Annotated in this window: 16 protein-coding genes; 6 read left to right on the top strand and 10 right to left on the bottom strand. The window is 30.3% G+C overall.

Going from position 1 to position 16,631, the window contains the following annotated elements:
- The first annotated feature begins 523 nt into the window (after window positions 1-523).
- Window positions 524-1,339 carry a LytTR family DNA-binding domain-containing protein gene (locus Q1B37_RS21475; RefSeq protein WP_299902369.1) on the top strand — a complete coding sequence of 272 codons (816 nt, stop codon included), beginning with the start codon at window positions 524-526 and terminating at the stop codon, window positions 1,337-1,339.
- A gap of 134 nt (window positions 1,340-1,473) precedes the next feature.
- Window positions 1,474-2,070 (top strand): hypothetical protein, encoded by a 597-nt coding sequence (locus Q1B37_RS21470; protein WP_299902366.1) that lies wholly within the window; start codon window positions 1,474-1,476, stop codon window positions 2,068-2,070.
- A gap of 14 nt (window positions 2,071-2,084) precedes the next feature.
- Here Q1B37_RS21470 and Q1B37_RS21465 read toward each other — a convergent pair whose 3' ends face one another.
- The 3 genes from Q1B37_RS21465 to Q1B37_RS21455 form a co-directional block, all read right to left on the bottom strand.
- Complete coding sequence (locus tag Q1B37_RS21465; RefSeq protein WP_299902363.1) at window positions 2,085-5,042, bottom strand: PHP domain-containing protein; 2,958 nt, start codon at window positions 5,040-5,042, stop codon at window positions 2,085-2,087.
- Window positions 5,043-5,060: 18 nt separating this feature from the next.
- Window positions 5,061-6,272, bottom strand: coding sequence for a DNA polymerase IV (dinB, locus tag Q1B37_RS21460; protein ID WP_299902360.1), 1,212 nt, complete (start codon window positions 6,270-6,272; stop codon window positions 5,061-5,063).
- 162 nt (window positions 6,273-6,434) lie between these two features.
- The gene (locus Q1B37_RS21455; RefSeq protein WP_299602550.1) at window positions 6,435-7,253 is read right to left on the bottom strand and encodes a hypothetical protein; all 819 of its coding nucleotides are present in this window, start codon (window positions 7,251-7,253) and stop codon (window positions 6,435-6,437) included.
- Window positions 7,254-7,540: 287 nt separating this feature from the next.
- Between Q1B37_RS21455 and Q1B37_RS21450 the strand changes: the two genes are divergently transcribed.
- From Q1B37_RS21450 to Q1B37_RS21440, 3 genes are all read left to right on the top strand, one after another.
- Window positions 7,541-8,050: a DinB family protein gene (locus Q1B37_RS21450; RefSeq protein WP_299602548.1), complete on the top strand. Its 510-nt coding sequence runs from the start codon at window positions 7,541-7,543 to the stop codon at window positions 8,048-8,050.
- A 159-nt stretch (window positions 8,051-8,209) separates the two neighbouring features.
- Window positions 8,210-10,426 (top strand): tetratricopeptide repeat-containing sensor histidine kinase, encoded by a 2,217-nt coding sequence (locus Q1B37_RS21445; RefSeq protein ID WP_299902357.1) that lies wholly within the window; start codon window positions 8,210-8,212, stop codon window positions 10,424-10,426.
- Between the two features lie 15 nt (window positions 10,427-10,441).
- The gene (locus Q1B37_RS21440) at window positions 10,442-11,155 is read left to right on the top strand and encodes a LytTR family DNA-binding domain-containing protein (protein ID WP_299902354.1); all 714 of its coding nucleotides are present in this window, start codon (window positions 10,442-10,444) and stop codon (window positions 11,153-11,155) included.
- Window positions 11,156-11,204: 49 nt separating this feature from the next.
- Here the strand turns inward: Q1B37_RS21440 and Q1B37_RS21435 are convergent, their stop codons facing one another.
- The 5 genes from Q1B37_RS21435 to Q1B37_RS21415 form a co-directional block, all read right to left on the bottom strand.
- Window positions 11,205-11,426: a hypothetical protein gene (locus tag Q1B37_RS21435; protein WP_299902352.1), complete on the bottom strand. Its 222-nt coding sequence runs from the start codon at window positions 11,424-11,426 to the stop codon at window positions 11,205-11,207.
- Between the two features lie 20 nt (window positions 11,427-11,446).
- Window positions 11,447-11,656 (bottom strand): hypothetical protein, encoded by a 210-nt coding sequence (locus Q1B37_RS21430; protein ID WP_299902349.1) that lies wholly within the window; start codon window positions 11,654-11,656, stop codon window positions 11,447-11,449.
- A 21-nt stretch (window positions 11,657-11,677) separates the two neighbouring features.
- On the bottom strand, window positions 11,678-11,887 hold the full coding sequence (locus tag Q1B37_RS21425; RefSeq protein ID WP_299902346.1) for a hypothetical protein: 210 nt from the start codon (window positions 11,885-11,887) through the stop codon (window positions 11,678-11,680).
- 33 nt (window positions 11,888-11,920) lie between these two features.
- Window positions 11,921-12,139 carry a hypothetical protein gene (locus Q1B37_RS21420; protein ID WP_299902343.1) on the bottom strand — a complete coding sequence of 73 codons (219 nt, stop codon included), beginning with the start codon at window positions 12,137-12,139 and terminating at the stop codon, window positions 11,921-11,923.
- Window positions 12,140-12,250: 111 nt separating this feature from the next.
- Window positions 12,251-13,924 (bottom strand): helix-turn-helix transcriptional regulator, encoded by a 1,674-nt coding sequence (locus tag Q1B37_RS21415; RefSeq protein WP_299902341.1) that lies wholly within the window; start codon window positions 13,922-13,924, stop codon window positions 12,251-12,253.
- 219 nt (window positions 13,925-14,143) lie between these two features.
- Between Q1B37_RS21415 and Q1B37_RS21410 the strand changes: the two genes are divergently transcribed.
- Window positions 14,144-14,746 carry a LytTR family DNA-binding domain-containing protein gene (locus Q1B37_RS21410; RefSeq protein ID WP_299902338.1) on the top strand — a complete coding sequence of 201 codons (603 nt, stop codon included), beginning with the start codon at window positions 14,144-14,146 and terminating at the stop codon, window positions 14,744-14,746.
- Between the two features lie 88 nt (window positions 14,747-14,834).
- Here the strand turns inward: Q1B37_RS21410 and Q1B37_RS21405 are convergent, their stop codons facing one another.
- Entirely contained in the window at window positions 14,835-15,824 is a 990-nt protein-coding gene (locus tag Q1B37_RS21405; RefSeq protein WP_299902336.1) for a hypothetical protein, read from the bottom strand.
- 66 nt (window positions 15,825-15,890) lie between these two features.
- Window positions 15,891-16,451 carry a conjugal transfer protein TraO gene (locus Q1B37_RS21400; protein ID WP_299902333.1) on the bottom strand — a complete coding sequence of 187 codons (561 nt, stop codon included), beginning with the start codon at window positions 16,449-16,451 and terminating at the stop codon, window positions 15,891-15,893.
- Window positions 16,452-16,631 lie beyond the last annotated feature (180 nt).

Below are 16,631 nucleotides of genomic sequence, written 5' to 3'. Positions count from 1 at the left end.
CCGTTAGCGCCAATGGTACTACAATCGTGGGAGAGTAGGTCGCCGCCTTCCTTGAAAACCCTTCATTATGACAATGAAGGGTTTTTTTATGCAGTAAACTGAAGCTGTATAGAATACATACCACTTACTGCTAATAGCAGCAAAGAACTAAAATGCACTCAGACAACAACCACGAATACGCGCTACTGGAAAACCAGGAAGGATGAGTCTACATTGAGATGCACCACTGCCATTGGATGGACAACTCGATGGATAACCACCATGTATACTGGATCGCTCTTCTTTGTGTAATTAATTAATTAATACCTTGGATTGATAACATCTTTTTGTACATAATATTTAATTTATAGATTAAAAATTCCACTAATTTGATATTTTAGTGATTATACGTATCGTAACAAACTGATAAATAAATATTAAGATTTAATAGATACTTTTGATTTTGTCATGCTTCGTACTATTTTTAGATTACTATTGAATTAGAGTTTATAGAATAACAATATTATTTTAAATGTCCTTAGGTTTGAACAAGTGGTTAGCAAAAGAAGGTGTCGTTACCCCAATCACATTAGGAGTTTCTGTTTTTTTTCTGTTATTATTATTTCAACCGTTTGGTTATAATGATTACGAATATGGTAAGTTGTTGAGTGATTCATTTCTATCTTCGATAATTGTATTATTAATAACTTTTACTTCTAGAAAAGTTACTTATAGCATTTTTAGAAAAAGGTCTGTAAATGAATATCTATGTATCCAAGTTTTATTGGATATAACTTTGTTTTTAGGAGTCACTTTTTTAATTAATCTAATTTCAGGTGGTTTTAGAAATATACGTTTTGTAGATTGGTTGGGTTTATCTCTCCAATACGTCTTGATTTTTGAATTGTTTTTTATACCACTTTCGTTATTCATTAAAGATTATTTTAAGTTAGTTACTGGCGATGCAAATTCAAACTTGGATAGAAGTGAAGATTTTAACTTATCACTGCATAAAGTATGTTTATTATCAGATACTGGAAATGATATATTAGAAGTATTTCCTCAAGAAATATTGCTGATAAAAAGCAGTGGTAATTATATGGAAGTCTTTTATCTCAAAGAAGGAAAAGTTTCTCGTTATATACTTAGGAGTACTTTGGAAAAAGTTACTAAACAACTTGATCTATATCCTTTTTTATTTAAATGTCATCGTTCTTATTTGATAAATACAGATAGAATTGAAAAAGTAAGAGGAAATAAAAGAGGATACACAATAACAGTAAGTGGATTACAAGAAGCAATACCCGTTTCAAGATCTAAAATAGATCTGTTTCATAGCGTTTATTCCGATGAAGATTAACTTGCCCTCTGAGTTTTATTACTAATAATTTTATAACCTTCCTATTCATCCCTAATATATCCTATCGATCACATAATTTATTTTCTTACTCCTTAATGCTATTGATTTGTACGCTGTAAAACAAAGTTTATCAAATGAGAGTATTACAAAATATTATAATTTTAGTGATTATAATTATGATTAATGGGTGTAAATCGACTAAGATTGAAAATTTGTTAGATGCACCTCATACTTGGCGAAAAGAAGTATTAGAATTTCCATTAATTTTTGCAAGATCACTTCCTTACAAAGGAGAAGAGCATATTCGTTTTGCCGAAGGTTGGGGAGATGTAAATGATGAAGATTATTTTAGTTATGTTTTTATATGGATTTTAGAAGATGATCCAGATTTGACAGTCTTAAGAGTGACCTCTGATATGGACACATATTTTACTGGCTTAATGAAAACGGGATTACTTACAAAGCTTAAGTTTTTTAAAAAACTGCCAAAAACAAAAGTTAGTTTTTATAGATCTCAAGGACTAAATTCAATGTTTGAAGGGAAAATTGAAGTATACGATGCCTTTTTTAAACGTGAAAAAATAGTACTCAATGCAAAGATAAATTCTTCATATTGCAGTGTTTTAAAGAGGTATATTATTTATTTTAGATTATCACCAAAAGAGTTTCATGAACCTATATGGGAGGATTTGCAAGCAGTAAAAATAAAGTATGACTGTGGTGGAACATAAGTTAAACTAATTTGTTAAGCATATCGTGGATCTTGAATATAGTCTTGTTTTACAATTTTGATAATTTCGATACTTAAAAACCCAAATTCTTCAACTACTTTGCCATACATGCGATAAATACCTTTGTGTCTTAATTTATATTTTTCTTGTACAGGTGGAAATAGTACAGTGTCAAATACATCACCAAATTGATCTAAAAAAGTACCAAAAGCCATTCTTTTACCATTGGAAGTACTTGTATTTTTCATGGCAATGAGATAGCCATAAATATCAATTTTTTTATTTAGATATGCTTTTAAGTCATTTGCTCTATTTTGATTAACAGGTTTCGTGGTTAATATCTCATAATACCCGCAAATTGGAAATCCAAAAGACTCAATTTGTTCAAAAGCATCTTCTAATTTAGAAGTTGAGAACTCAGGTAATCTATATTCTGTACGCTTTTCTTTAAATAAAAGAGGTTGGTCATAGCTTGAAGAATTATTATGTAACTTAAAATGAGCTTCCCATAATAATTCATGTTTGTTCTTTTTGGTAAAAGCAAAAGCATCTATTTTAATCAGAATACTTATCTGTTCTATACTTATAGGAACACGATCAATAAAGTCATTAAGAGAAATATAGGCTCCATGTATTTGACGTTCTAATAGTATGAGTTCAGATGTTTTGTGATCTAAGTTTCGTAAAATGTTTAGCCCGAGATAAATATGATTTTTTTTAAGAATATGTTCATAATGACTAACATTAATACAAGGTGTATGAATTATGGCTCCTAGTAATTTAGCTTCATGTAAATATACTTCTGGTCGATAGAATCCTCCGCCATTATTTAAAGTAGCTACTAAATATTCTAGAGGGAAATAAGCTTTTAAAAATAAGCTTTGGTAACTTTCTACAGCATAAGAGGCCGAATGTCCTTTTGGGAATGCATAACCAGCAAAACTCGCTACCTGATCCCATATTTCGAATATAAGCTGTTCTTCATACCCTTCATTCCTACAGTTCTGAATGAATTTTTGTTGTACTTCTTTAAATTCTTTACGAGATCTAAACTTACCACTCATTCCTCTTCGTAATACATCTGCTTCATCTAAGGTAAGTTTAGCAAAAAGATGAGCTACTTTAATTACGTCTTCTTGATATACCATAATGCCATAAGTATCTTTCATAAGATCTAGCATAATAGGGTGGGAGTTGTTACGCCTATTTTTATCGTGCTCTCTTAAAATATATTCTCGCATCATTCCACTTTTAGCTACTCCAGGTCGTATGATAGAGCTTGCCGCTACCAATCCCAAATAATTATCTGTTTTTAGTTTACTTAGTAGCATACGCATAGCGGGAGATTCTACATAAAAACAAGCCAAACATTTAGCATCTCTAATCAGAGCATTTATGTTAGGGTCTTTCTTGAATTTTTCAATATCATGTATGTCGAAATTAGCTTTCTCAGGTTGATTATATTGAATTATGTTTATAGCTTCTTTGATTTTTGCTAAACCGCGCTGACCTAGGATATCAAACTTATAAAGTCCTAAATCTTCTGCAATGATCATATCAAATTGTACTGTCGGAAAACCTTTTGGAGGCAAATCTGTGGCTGCATAATTGTGGAGTGGTTGTTCGCTGATTAAGATACCACTGGCATGGATACTAATGTAGTTAGGAATTCCTTGTAATAGCTGGCTATAAGTAATCACTAATTTGTGGATATGATCCAAAGAGTTATAATCATAATCGCCTCCACTAAGTTTGTCGATTTCAAATTTAGGTAATCCAAATACTTTTCCTAATTCTCTTACTGCTCCTTTATAATGAAATGTAACATACGCTCCTAATAATGCTACATTATTGAATTCTGAAAAGATAAAACGTGTGATATCCTGTCGATCTCTCCAAGAGAAGTCAATATCAAAATCAGGTGGACTGGTACGATGTGAGTTGATAAAACGTTCGAAATATAAATCTAACTCTATAGGATCCACATCCGTAATCTTAAGTAAATATGCAACAATACTATTAGCTCCACTACCGCGACCAACATAGTAATAGCCTTGTTCTTGGGCATATGAAATGATTCTCCAATTGAGAAGAAAATAAGATACAAAATTCATTTTTGTAATGAGATCTAGTTCTTTTTTTAATCGATCTTTTACTTTTTTATTTGGATTTGAATATCTATAAGGCAATCCTTCTATACATAATTTTTTTAATAATTCGTTGTCTTTTTGAATATCTCCTGTATATGTTTTTTGATTTAAAGAGGGTTTGTTTTTAGAAAAATTAAAATCGATAGTACATTGATTGCTTATGTTTTTGGTATTTCTAATGATGAAGTCAAATTCCTGAAACTCTTTTGTAATTTGATCATTATGAGTCATTTGTTCAGAAAAACAAGCTTGCTGATCTTCGGGTAATCGACTTAATAAAATATTATTATCAATAGCTCTTAGTAAACGATGTGTATTAAAATCTTTTTTAGACCTAAAAGTTACAGGCTGAAGAATAACAAGCTTATTTTCTAATAGTAAGATTTTTGAAAGTCTAAGTTTTGGAATATCTTTTATGGTAACACCAATAAATTCATTTGTATTTAATGTTTTTTTTAGGGTTCCTATAATTTGTTTAAATGGATATATGACAAAAGCATTTTGGAATAGGGGAGCGGTTTCTGGAAATGCTATCTTATTGTGTAAATGATACGATAGAAAGTCATTCAACTCCTTATATCCTTTATTATTTTTGGCAAGCCCTACATATAATTGCTGATGATTATTTCTAAAATCAATACCTACAATTGGTTTAATATTGTATTCTTTGGCTTTTCTAATAAAATTAAGGCATGCTGATGTGTTATTGATATCCGTCAAAGCCAGAGAATCAACACAATTTTCTTTAGCTAATTCTAGTAGTTCAATTTCAGAAAAAGTTCCAAATCTTAGACTATAATATGAATGACAATTTAGATACACAAAATATAAAATCTATTTTTATTGTTTTCTATGTGCCAATACGACTGGCGGTTGACCGTTAAAAGGGTTTTGCATTCTGCCAATAGTTTTAGATCCCATAGCAACAGCTCTAATAACACTTCGATCTCCATATTGATTTCTTATATGATCTAAAGCTTTATAAAGATTTAGCTGTTTTTCATTGTCTTCGAAAAGGTTAATCTGATAGTTTCCTGTTACTAAATGACTAAATCGAATTCCTATGAGACGTACTAACAGTCTTTTTTGATATAGTTTTTCGAATAGTCCAAGTATTTTTGGGATTAATACATGATCAGCACTAGTGTAAGGTATTTTAAGTTGTTTAGAGTAGGTGTTGAAATCGGAGTATCTAATTTTTACAGCAACACACGCACACAATTTATTTCCTCTACGTAGCTGATAAGATAAGTTCTCTGTCATTGCAACTAGAATATTTCGCAGTTTATGCACATCTATAGTATCGCTATCAAATGTTCTCTCTGTAGAAATAGATTTTCGTTCAGAGAAACCAATCACAGGAGTATCATCAATTCCGTTTGCTCTTTTCCAAATCGTTAGTCCATTGGCACCTAATACTCTTTGCATGACATCTACAGGCATGTCCTGTATTGTTTTTACCTGTCTAACTCCTAGATTGCGAAGTGTCTGAAATGTTTTATCACCTACCATCGGAATTTTTTTAATAGATAGTGGAGCGAGAAAAGGTTTTTCTTTACCAAAATCAATTTTTAATTGGTTATTGGGTTTCGCTTCATTAGTAGCTACTTTAGAAACTACTTTGTTTTGAGCAAAACCTAAAGAGATCGGTAATCCAGTTTCGGATATAATTTTTTGCCTTAATTCTGATGCATATTTATAGGCACCAAAGAATTTATCCATTCCAGAAAGATCTGCATAAAACTCATCGATACTGGATTTTTCTAATACAGGAACTTTTTCTTTGATGATTTCTGTAACGATATCAGAATATTTACTGTAGGTACCTGCATTACCTTTTATAACAGTAGCTTCAGGACATAATTCTTTAGCTATTTTCATAGACATTCCTGAATGCACACCAAATGTTCTAGTCTCATAACTACAAGCCGCTACAACACCTCGATCGCTAATTCCCCCTACTAGCAAAGGTTTTTGTTGCAAAGAACTGTCTATGAGTCGCTCTACAGATACATAAAATGTATCCAAGTCTAAATGTAATATAGTTCTCAATTTTACTTTTTTTGGAATAATTCCAAATTTATGGAATTATTCCAAATTATTCAAAATTGATACTTTGTTTTGTTCTGATTACAGCAAAAAAAACGACACTTAGTTAAAAGTGCCGTCCCTGAAAAATTTTATTTTGGGGCTACAAAATAAAATTCAATCGTATTAATTTTCTGTGTAACCAGCGAATTGTTGCATAGCACTCTTGGTTAGTTCTTTTGCTCTATTTACGTAGAAACTTTTTGTATCGTCAAGAGTTTCGTTCATTAAATCGTTTTCACTTCTTACATAATCTTTCTGAGTTTCAAATGTAGAGTTGTCATCAAAAGCAATACTTAATTCTTGCAAAGCACTTTCTAATTTTTGTAATGCCTGCTCAGCTTTCGCTTTTACTGCAGTTTGTTGCTTTAATTCTGCTGCACGTTGTGCTTCAAATTCTGCTTGTGCTTTTTGCTGTGCTGCAATTTGCTCTTGTAATTTTTGTTGTTCGATTTCTAACTGACGTCTTTGCGCTTCTAATTCTTTTTGCTTTTGAGCCACTTCTTCAGAAGCAGCAGCAATAGCTTCTTCTTCCTCACTTACATCAGCAATATCTTCAGAATAAGAATCACTACCTTTATTTGCTTGACAATTTGTTAATTGCTCTAATAATTTAGGACCAAGCTCCTTCGCTTGTTTAGCATAGTATCTACTACGCTCATAAGTGTCCTGATCCATAGAGCTTACCATTTTGGTTTTAGCTTGATAAGCTGTTTCATTAGCATCATCACATCCACATTTGTCAGCAAGAGCTTCTACTTTTTCGAAAGCTTCTATAGCTTTATCAGCATATTCTTGAGTGTGGAATACATTGTTGGCACCATGAGCTTTCTTAGAGTGAGAGTATGCATAGCTAGCGGCTGTTAAGGCATCTTCATAAAGATCTTGGGCATTAATTTGGTTAACAAAACAAAGTAAAAATAAAATTGATGCTATCCTTTTCATTTGTATGGGGCTTTTTAATGAACAGTACAAGTATACAATATTTTCCAAGTAACATCCAAAAATAAACGTCATTAATCGATGAAATGCGCACTTTGTCTTAATTTTTATGGAAAACCCATAAGTAAAGTGATAGATATCCTACTGTTTACCAACGGCGGTTATCATTTGATTTATCAATAACGATATTGGATATTGAGTAGTATATACTTCTCTGCGTTATTTATAATTTTAACGTTTTTCAAAAGTTATTATGTAAGTTTATTGTGTATCTTACGTCAATATTCCCTATGAAAGAACTTATAATATCCTCAATAAACCACAATCTCAATAATGCAATTGCATTATTAGACGCAATAGATTTAAAAACTTACTGTAATGCTTCTGTAGGACCTTATTACTCAAGTATTGGTTCGCATATAAGACATACTCTTGATTTTTTTGATTGTATTATAGACGGATTAGATACAAATGATATTGATCTTACTGCACGTAAAAGAGATGAAATTTTATCTACCAATATTGATGCAGCAAAGGACCATATATATATGTTGCAGAAAACATTACTCTCTTATATAGATGCTAACACAGACTATTTGATTCATGTTACTGATAATATGGGGCAAGGTAAAGTAACTGTTAATTATACATTAGAAAGTATCTTGGCACATGCTAATAGCCATGCGATTCATCATTATGCTACTATAGGATATATTCTAAACCAATTGAATGTAGAATTAGAAATTTCTGGGTTTGGTTATAATCCTACTACTCCAATAAATAAAAGAGAAGGAATTTAGTAAATGACAAACTTATTCGATAATCTCTTTTATTATTATTTAATTTCCGCGGTTCGCTAATGTTTTAGTTATAATCAATCTAAAATAAGTTTTAAGCGTTTATCTTTGATATACTATTATCTAAGTATGTATTGATTCATACTTTAATCATCACCAACTATGATCAAAGTAAAAGATATATTTATATTCATTTTTTGCCTTACCAATATCAATATATATACTCAGAGCTTAGAAGATCATTGTGATTTATGGAGAAAACAAAAGGATACGATTACAAGTTCGGAGTCTTTATCAAAACTAAATAGCTATATAATTAATAAAGTTGATGATGCGTGTAAATTTGAAATTTACATAGCATCAGGATCATTATATACTATTTTAGGTAAAAGTAATTTTTCTCTAGAGTATTTTAATAAGGCAGAAAAAATTGCAGAAAAACTCAATGATAGTCTAATCTTACTAAAAGCTTATTCAGAAAAGGCGTATGCCTTGGCAGTTAGTAATGCTAATGATAAAGAAGTATTAAAATACTTAAATAAGATAAGATTAGTTTTAGAAAATAACCCTGAAAATGAAAATTGGCTTCCTTACTATGATTCGTTAGCTCAAATTGCAAGAGGTAATGAAGATTATTTTCGAGCTATAAAATACACGGATACTTTAATAACATTCCTGAAAAAATTTGGGTATACCGCGGGACTTCCTAATAGATATCAAAATAGAGGTTTATATTATTTTAATATGTCAAATTATGAAGCTGCAGCAAAGGATTTACTGCACTCTATAGAATTGAATGAAAAATTAGGTAGTCCAATATTAATAGAAGATACATATTACTTTCTAGGGCTTAGTTATCTAAAATGGAAACAATATGATGTAGCTATTAAGTATTTAGAAAAAAGTATCTCTATAGCAAAAGTTAAAGAAAATTATAAAACATTAATTTTTGGATTTTCTGATTTGTCAAAATGCTTTTTGGAGTCCAATCATATAGACAAATCCATTACTTATGTAGATTCGGCCTTATATTACAATAAGCTATTAAAAAATGATCTTGTTCAAGCAGAGGTTTTAAATCAAAAAGGAAATATATTTTTTAAAGGTTATAAAGAATTAGATGATGCAGAGAACCTTTTTACTGAATCTTTTGAATTAGCAAATGTCTCTAAAGATCGTAAAGTATTATATATTTCTACGTTGAGTTTGATAGAACTTTATAACGATAAAAAAGAGTATAATAAATCAAGCAAATATATTTCCATACTTCGAAAAATATCCAAACAAAGAGACATTTTATTATGGAAACAAAGATCGTATAAAATCTATAGTGAATATTTTGAAGGAATACGTCAATTTGATTCAGCTATGAGATATTTGAAAAAGTATTATAAGATTAAAGACTCTGTGTCTAATCAACAAGTTCAAACTAAAGTTGCAGATCTAGAAAAGAAGTATGATACCAAAAAGAAAGAACTTAAAATAGTTACTCTCAATAAACAAAAAGAAGAGCAAGAACGGATTGCTCAACAAGCAAAAAATCAACAATACTTATACCTGATCATTACTGCTTTTTTATTACTATTCTTAGGAATTGGAACCTGGACATATAGAAAACTTAGAAAACAGCAAAAGAAGTTGGTCTCAACGAATCAAATTAAAAATCGTCTTTTTTCTATTATCGCTCATGATTTAAGAGGTATGATTATTCCGTTTCAGAGATCAGGAAAAATATTAAAATATCACATTCAAAAGGAAAATTATGATAAAACAATAGAACTCTCTCAGGCTTTAGAACAAAACTCTGAGCGTTTGTCTAATATGCTAGATAATTTATTAAACTGGTCATTAGAACAAATGAATGGATATAAAATCAATCCTGAGAAAATCATAGTTGGAAAAGAACTAAAAGATATTATTTCTGGATATAAACAACAAGCCTCTTATAAAAACACGAAACTAGAATTAAAATATAAAAATGAATTATCAATTGATTTTGATAAAGGTGCTTTCCATGTTATTTTCAGAAATCTAATTAATAACGCATTGAAGTATACAGAAAATGGTAGTATAAGAATAGAGTTTACAACCAAGGGTAATGTGTTTGTATGCTCAGTTGTTGATACTGGAATAGGAATGTCTTCTGATCAATTAACACATCTTTTTGCTTTAGAAGAAAGAAAATCTACTATAGGTACGCAAGGTGAAAAAGGAACAGGATTAGGTCTTAACCTTGTATATGGTTTTATAAAAATGCACAAAGGAACGATAACTGTTTCATCAGAAAAGAGAATTGGCACGCGATTTGACTTAAGTGTTCCTACAACATTAACTTTGATAGAGAAAGATAGTGCTACTACCGAACCTTTATCTGCCTAATTAAAAGCATAAGTCATGGATATTTATATAGTGGAAGATAATATATTTCATTTAGAAGATATTAAAATCACTTTAGAAGAATTAGAATATAATTGTGTAGGTACTTCAGATGATCCTTTTGAGGCTTTGGAACAGATTGGAGACTTAATGCCGGATGCAGTTATTTTAGATATTCATCTTCATGAGAAAGATTCAGGAATAGCACTGGGACATCAAATAAAGTCTTTATATCATATTCCTGTATTTTTTACCACCTCTGATACAGATAAAAATGTAATGAATAAAGCAGCCGAAATCCATCCCGTTGCTTATTTAACAAAACCCATCGATAAAGATGATCTACAGGCAGCTTTAATTTTGGCCCAGAAGCAGGAGGTAATCTTAAGGAACAATGGTGGTGCCGGAAAAGAATATATCTTTATTAAAAGTGGTAATAAATTGGTGAAAGTACATTTAGATTCCATATTATTTGCGCATACAGATTCAAAAAACTATTGTACCATTGTCACTACAGATCATAAAAAGCTATCAGTGCGTTATTCTATTTTAAAACTTAGTAAAAAGTTAAAAGGGTTAGAGTTTGTACAAACTCATCGATCTTATATTATTAATTGGAATAAGATTGATTCGCTACATGAATATGATCAAACAATAGAAATACAAGGACATCATATCCCTATAGGCAGAACGTTTAAAGAAGATATCTATAAACGCTTGAAAGTGATATGAAAAAGTCAAATAGACTATAACTTATTAATGCTATATCCTTGTGTAGCTATTATATACAAACACAAGTTCGACCACTGATAGGGACTGTTTTTGTAGAAATACCACAATCCCAAACGGTTTTAGCGCAGATGGTGGGTTTCGTAAAACAAACTTCTGGATCAAAAGTTTCTGTATCCGTATCTTCTTGTTGCCCTCCTTTAAATGAATCAAGATGATCAAGTTTGGCAATCTTTATTTTATCTAGAGTTAGCTTTTTTTTGTTGTTTTTCATCATAATTTGGTTATGATTATTTAAATGCAAACACAAGTTTGACCACTAACGGGAACTGTTTTTGTGGATATACTTTCCCAACAAAAGAAGGGATGGGTTTCACAGTGTTCTGATTTAGAATCTGTAGGAAACTCATCGTTACCAATACCACCAGAAATTAGCTCAAGATTATGTAATCTTGCAATTTTGATCTTATCTAAACTTAACTTTTTGTTCCCTTTGTGTTTCATTTTTTTATGTTTTATTAATCGTTAGATATCATTTGGATCTATACTACCAGTACCGATAGGAACAGTTTTAGTAGAAGTCATACATTGATCATTAATACTCGCTAAATTATGGTCAGAAAGAGGCTCGGAATCCTCTTCTATGATGATGATAGATCCGCCTTTTATAGCATTTAGATTCGTTAATCGTGCAATTTTGATTTTATCGAGATTTAATTTTTTATATTTTTTCATATCAATATTTCTTAAAGATGAAGACTTCAGCGCCTAAATACAATTTCTAGTATTACTTACTGGAAAGGTTTTAGTAGAAGTATGTGTAAGCATACAATCTTTTTTAGAAGCTGTTTCCGTACAATTATCGATTAAGGTTGATTGGTTGGTTGCTGTATTTGGGTTAAATCCACCTCTTACTTTATATAGAGGATTTAATTGAGCAATCTTAATACGATCTAGGCTTAGTCGCTTTAATTTTTCCTTTTTCATTTAGATTTTTTGTGTTTCACACAATCTACGATTTTAAGAAGAAAAATACAGGTTATCATACTTGAAATTTATAAATTTCAAGAGATATAAGTGTTTTTATTTGTTTGAAAATTAATCTTTTAGATGTTTTATAAAGTATGAAGGGTAGATACCTGTTTTTTTATGAAAGGCCGAAGAAAATGATTGCGCATTTTTAAAACCAACTTCCTCCGCAATCGCTTGGATGGTATAAGATCGCAGAGCTTTGTTTGTGCTTAGTTGATCTACAGCAAAGTCAATTCTTAAATTATTTAGATAATTTGAAAAATTTACGCTCTTATAGACATTGATGATCTTAGAAAGATACGCACTGTTTGTATTAAGTTCTTTAGCTAGCGAATTAAGGGTGTAATGTTTTTTTGCGAATTGGTTTTTAGCTTCAAAATCTTGCAATTTCTTTAAAATAGTTTCAATTACATCTTCCGGAATATCTAAATCCTCTTTTTTGGTTAGATTAGATGTTATCTCTTTTTCAAGAGCGGCAGATTGATTTATTTTAGACTTTTCTTGTTGTTCTAATAATAATTTTTGGAATCTACTTTTGTTTAGGTAACTTCTTCTAAATCCATAAATAGCTAGTAGTACTAAAATTAATGAAAGTACTATCAAGAAAGTAATAGTGTTATTTTTTAAAAAAGTATCTTTCTCATATTTGGCTATTAATTTCTCTTTTTCTGAAATTAATTCTGCAGCATCATATTTTCTAGTAATATTTCTTGTTAAATAAACCTGATTAGCATGCCTAATACTATCCAATTCTAAGTGCGTATTAAGATAGTCTAATTGAAGTTTATAATCGCCTTTAGATTCAGCATCTTCTTTTAGATATTCATAAACTTTAATAGTTTCAGGAATTACATCTTTAGTCTTTCTTAGCGTGGTGTCTACTTTTTTAAAATATGATAAGCCTGTTTCTTTATTTCCAAGGTCTTTATAGCTTCGACCAATGTAATAATCACAAGTAGCAATTCTAGTTTCTACAGGATCAAATTTGCGTATTAATTCTTTTCCTTTTTGTAAACTATCTATAGCGTTTTGATAATTTTTTAGAAGATATTGATGAATTCCAGAAGTAACAATGATATAGGAATAGGTAGCAGAATCATTGGTTTTAAGGGTTTGCTCAATCCCTTTATCAATAATCTTTTCAACCAGATCTAAATCTTTAGTGTGGATGTAAGAATCTGCTAATGCAAATAATGCAGGATTATAATTAAATGTAGTTCGGTAATTGGCATTTTGTTCTAAAAATGTAATGTATTCTGCAAATATAGTTTTAGATTCTTCATAGTCACCAGCTTGATTTTTTAATAAACCAATGTTAAATTTAGCATCGGCATGCAATTTATCATTTCCATTTGTTTTAGCTTTCTCAGATGCTTGTACATAAGATTCTAAAGCTCCAATATAATCCCCTAATTCATATTTTATATTACCTTTTTCTAAATATGCTCCAGCAGGATATCTAGAATACCTTTTGTTTTTTGTAATAAGAATAATACTGTCTATAAAAGCGGATTTATCATTTGGTTTCAGAAAAGATAAAAAATGGTAGGCATTTGCCATTTTTAAAGTGTCAGAAGAACCCTTGTATTGATCAAGTAAATCCTCTGTGATCTTTATCCTTTTAGAAGTTTCAGTTTCTTTTCTTAAAAGTTCACGTAATTCCTCAAAATGATCTTGCGCTTTAGCCGTATAATTACATAGCAAGAAGAAAATAGTAGAAAAGAAGAATAAATATTTCATGTTATTAAAAGAAAACATTGTTATTGCTAAACCAGACAGCTTAAAACTGTTACGAATGTAAAGATTAAATATGTATCTAATGGAATTATGAAAAGAATTTATCAGTAGTTGAAATTTATAAATTTCAACTACTGATTTATAAATGCCAATAATAAGTCTTTGTAAAATAGCCTTTCAACTTACTAGATTTGAAATAGCGAACATCAAAAATCCCAATGTATGAAGACGTATCAAGTAGAAGCAAATGATTCTTATTTAAAAGAGATGAATATTGATATCGATGATCTTAAAAACACATCGTTAAGTAATTTGGATACTTCATTAATTATCCAAAAACAAGTAATTAAACACACTGTTGAAGGTATCATTATTGGATTTTATATTAAATCAAAGCATGCGGGTTTAGGCTTATCAAAAAAGGTAAATTCATTATATCAGAATTCGAAATCATTTCAGGAGTTTTCAGATGTGAAAAAAGTCCAAATTGAAGAACGCAAAAAGTCACATATCTTTGTTAAGTGTGGTAATAAGTTGGTGAAATTAGCGATATCCTCTATTATTTTTGCTCATACAGATTCTAAAAATTATTGTTCTATCGTAACTTGTGATGGCAGAAAATTATCAGTAAGACATTCTATAAGTAGTTTGCTCAAGGCTTTGAATAGAGATTTTTTTATTCAGACACATCGATCGTATATCGTAAACTGGCATAAAATAGAGTCTTTTTACGAATTAGATCAGACAATAAAAATTCAAGAACATCATATTCCCATCGGAAGAACTTTTAAAGAAAGGTTATACAATAAAATGAACATTATTTAGTCTGGTAAAGTGGATTGATTAAAATGCTGATATCAATCAGATCAATCCACATTTTTGCTAATTTCGAACAAATAAATAGTTTCTCTTTTTAATTCTTTTTTCCGTCAAATGAAACACGAAGAATTTTTCCATCGATTTCTAAATCATCAAATGACATATCAATTTCTATAGCAGAAGAATATACGCCCTCAATAATTACAGAAGTATACTCATCAAAATCATTTTTTCTTCCGAATTGAATATTATGAATAGAAGGGATACCATTGCTGAAATCTAATCGATATGTTTTACATCCAGTTTTTACAATAGTACAGATTCCTTTCTTTGTTTCGATTTCATAGGTTTTTAGTTTTCCTCGATAAATTCCAACAACTTTTGATGGAAGCGTACTGATTTCTGTAGAATTACAATGTATTAAACCTTCGTATACGTAGTCGTTATGCAAGAAACAACTTGCGATATGATTATTAGAAGCTGATGATGTAGAAATACTGATATTTCCAGTATCTATAGATGTACTTTCATGGTCTATATGAATCTCTGAATTTCCTGAATGCAAATTCGTTTCTCCGTTTTCAATAAGAATGTTAGTATTGCCTGTGCCAAGGCTTATAGTACTTCCATTATTAGTTACATTTATATTTTCAGTATCTGCATCCGCTTCATATTCATCGCTAATGCTACCAGAGAATGAGAATACTCCTTTTGCCGTTGATCCAATGAAAAGATCTCCATCTTCATCGAGTGTAATCGACAATGTTTTTCCTTGATGGATAATTGTTGATGTATAAGTATCATCATTTTTTATAAACTTTATATTTGATAATGAAGAAACTCCATTACCAAAGTTTAGATGGTACGTTCGAAATCCGCGCTTTTTAATAATACATTTTGCATCTGTATCAACACGAGTGCTAGAACCCGCTTCTGCAAGCACTCCCGTATATTCTGTAACTAAATATTTAGGCAGTTGTATACTGGTCTGTGCATTTAGAGTTATTGTTAGAGCAGTTAATAAAAAGAATATGACGATCAGAATTGTTCTTTTTAGTAGTTTGATTCGATGTAAAATTTCCATTGTTTGATTTGTTTAAAGCATTAATTAATAATATGAATAGATGAGATGATTGGTGTAGAATGTGTTTTATTTTAGAATTAGTTTGACTCCCAAGCCCGCATAAGGTGTAAACTCTCCGATTTCACTATTTACATGATACAGTTCATTTAATTTGAGATAAATTGTAATTACTGGAGAGATAAAGAAGTCTACATCTAACCCTGCATAAGCTCCATATATCACTTTATTTGTTTCTATAGCAAGCAATTGATTGTTTGGTAAATTGGTATCGTTATCATTAATAATTTCGTACCCAATTAATCCTCCGGCACCAAGAGAGAGCGAAAAGGTCCGCGAGTTGTTTCTAAGAATATCAAAAAAGAAACCAGTAGTAAAGGAATAAGTATCTACAGGAATATCTGCATTATTCTGCTCAAAAGAAGCGAAGCTTCCCTGTAGATTAAATTGTAGGTAATCAAACTCATTTACTTTATAATCTGCTGCTATTGTTGCGCCAAAACCATCTTGTACGATACCACCTGTAACAGTAACAGCTAACTTGTGACTTTGTGCTGTTATTTCATAAGTATAAGAAAGCGGTATTAGTAATAAAAGAATGAACCGTAATGGATTTTTGATTTGTTTCATTAGATGTGTTTTACCTTAATTAAGAAATTCAAAAAGTGAAATAAGCTTTTTAAATAATACCGAATATCATTTCGTGGATGTTTGTAAACATTTTATGGATTCGCGTTGGAGATTTTGGGTTTTTGGTTCAAATACCTAATAAAAGGGAATATAGTAGCGATAATTAGATATTAACATTAT

Origin of the sequence: uncultured Aquimarina sp., from assembly GCF_947492965.1 — a bacterium.
GTDB lineage: Bacteria > Bacteroidota > Bacteroidia > Flavobacteriales > Flavobacteriaceae > Aquimarina.
Note: the sequence above shows the minus strand (reverse complement) of the source record. Positions and strands in the feature narration are given on the sequence as shown.